This is a genomic window from Curtobacterium sp. B18 (assembly GCF_000333375.1).
Lineage (GTDB): Bacteria > Actinomycetota > Actinomycetes > Actinomycetales > Microbacteriaceae > Curtobacterium.
Genome location: NZ_BACZ01000130.1, coordinates 1 through 2,359, shown reverse-complemented (window position 1 = coordinate 2,359; position 2,359 = coordinate 1). Strand labels below are relative to the sequence as shown.

At 72.9% G+C, this 2,359-nt stretch carries 3 protein-coding genes; all 3 read right to left on the bottom strand.

Features of this window, described 5'->3' with window-relative positions; translation table 11 throughout:
- The coding region (locus tag I5E_RS03540; RefSeq protein WP_031261381.1) for a hypothetical protein at nt 1–211 on the bottom strand (211 nt) is incomplete at its 3' end.
- A complete protein-coding gene (locus I5E_RS03535; RefSeq protein ID WP_022905778.1) occupies nt 208–1,365 on the bottom strand; it encodes a sensor histidine kinase in 1,158 nt (385 codons plus the stop codon). The genes I5E_RS03540 and I5E_RS03535, both read right to left, overlap by 4 nt.
- Before the next feature lie 224 nt (nt 1,366–1,589).
- Nucleotides 1,590–2,359: homoserine O-acetyltransferase family protein (locus I5E_RS03530; protein WP_022905777.1), on the bottom strand; the 770-nt coding region annotated here is incomplete at its 5' end.

The window sequence follows — 2,359 nt, the reverse complement described above, 5'->3', positions numbered from 1 at the left end:
CGAGCCCCAGGTATCCGGCGCCGAGCGAGGCACCGGGCTTGGCGGCCTGCCGCAGCGACCGAGCACCGGTCGAGGTGGAGGGGAGGCCGCGCGCCTGTCGACGTTCGCTGCCCCGGTACCGCTCCCGCGCCTCCCGTCGGGTCCGCGGAGCGGGCTGCACGGTCTCGCCGGGGAGTCCGGCGCTCATGGTGTCCTCGGGGATGCGGCTCATCGCGGTGCCTCCAGGACGACGGTGGTGCCGGAGCCCGGCGCGGAGAACAGCTTCGCGTCGCCGCCGACCTCGCGGAGGCGGTTGACGACGCTCTCCTTGAAGCCGAGGCGCTCGGCGCTGACGTGCGTGAGGTCGAAGCCGACGCCCGAGTCGGTGACCATCGCGCGGACCATCTCGTTGTCGTGCACGATCGTGACGTGCGCCTCGCCGACGCCGGCGTGGCGGCGGACGTTCTCGAGGCACTCGCCGAGCGCGAGCAGGAAGGCGTCGAGCACGTTCGACGGCAGCAGGACCTGCCCGGTGCCGTGCCAGCTCACCTCGAGGCCCATGCGGCCGAAGCGCTGCTTGACCGACTCGAGCGTCTGCCCGAGCGGGGACTCCTCTTCGCGGGTGAGCGAGTAGTCCCCGGACTGCTGCGGCTGCGGCGTCGCGCCGAGCCGGAGGTGGCGGAGGAGGCGCGCATCCTCGGCTGCCTGCTCGCGCATCGCCTGCTCGGAGACGCCGACGCCGGAGTGCGCGAGGAGCGTCAGCGTGGCGAGCACGGTGTCGTGCAGGAGTCGGGCGCCCTGTCGACGCTGCGCCTCGGTCTCGCTGGCCTGCCGTTCGGCACGGTGCGCGGTGCCGATGCTGTAGATCCGTCGGGCGACACGCGGGATGCTCCGGGAGATCCAGATGGTCACGACCGTGATGAGGACCCAGCCGAGGAGCGCACCGGTGACCGGGGCGGCGAGGATGCCGCCGCTCGCCCAGACGATGGCGACGACGACCGCTGCCCCGGCGAGGATGGTCATCCCGAGTCCGACGGGGTTGCCGCGCTGGGACATCAGCGGCGCCGAGATGCTGCCGGCGGCGAGGGGCATCACCGCCGAGGCGATCACCGGGCGTGCCACGTCGTCGACGCCGAGCAGCAGGAGCGCGAGGGCGCCGAGGCCGGAGGCCAGGATGAGCGCCGTCCACCACACCGAGGCGTTCCACCCGAGGACGAGGAACCCGGCGATCATGATCGCGATGCAGGCGAGGCCGCCGAGCAGCGGGACGACCGGGACCGCGAGGGCGCAGATGACCGCGACGACGGACACGAGGGCGCAGACGATGCCGACGACACGGGTCGTCGACCGGAGCAAGCGGTCGCGTTCCTGTGCGATGAAGTCCATCGGTGTCCTGGTCGTGGCGGTGGTGCGGAGGGAAGGCCGAGCCTGGTTCGGGCTGGGCACCACGCCATCATTCCACGCGCGACACCCGTTGGGGGGTGTTCGGCGCGCCCGGTCCGACCGGATGGTGCCGCGATTGTTATGGCGGCTGCAATGAGAACGGCGCGCGAGGGTGCGCGGGCGGTGCGCGAGGGTGCGCGGGCGGTGCGCACCCCGTCGCCCGTCGTTCAGTCGAGCAGCCGCCGCAGGTGCGCGCCGATCGCTTCGTGCTCGATGAGGAACCCGTCGTGCCCGAACTCGCTCTCGATGACCGCCGCACGGTCACCGTCGAGGGCGTCCGGCACACCGGCCGCGATGCGGTGCTGGTCCTCGATCGGGAACAACCGGTCGCTCGACACCCCGACCACCAGCGTGCGCGCCGTCACCTGCGCGAGCGCCGCCGCGACACCGCCCCGCCCGGCACCGACGTCGTGCGAGTCCATCGCGTGCGTGAGGGTGACGTACGAACTCGCGTCGAACCGCCGCGTGAACTTGTTGCCGTGGAAGTCGAGGTAGCTCTCGACCGAGAAGCGGCCGTCGTCGCCGAGCGGTGAGACGTCGCTCTGCCACGAGCGGGCGAACCGGCCGTTCAACTCGTCCGAGGCCCGGTAGGTCATCAGCGCCATCCGCCGTGCGAGCGCGAGCCCGCGGTGCGGCCCCTCGCCGGCGTCCGCCTCGTAGTAGTCGCCGCCGGCGAACGCGGGGTCCATCTGGATCGCGGCGCGCTGCAGCGAGTTCGCGGCGATCTGGTCGGCCGTCGTCTGCGCCGTGCTCGCCAGGACGGCGAGGCGCGCCACCCGCGACGGGTGCGTGACCGCGAACTCGAGCGCGTGCATGCCACCCATCGACCCGCCCACGACGGCGGCGAAGGTGTCGATGCCGAGCCGGTCGGCGAGCTGCGCCTGCACCGCGACCTGGTCGCGCACGGTGACGAACGGGAAGCGGGAGCCCCACCGAG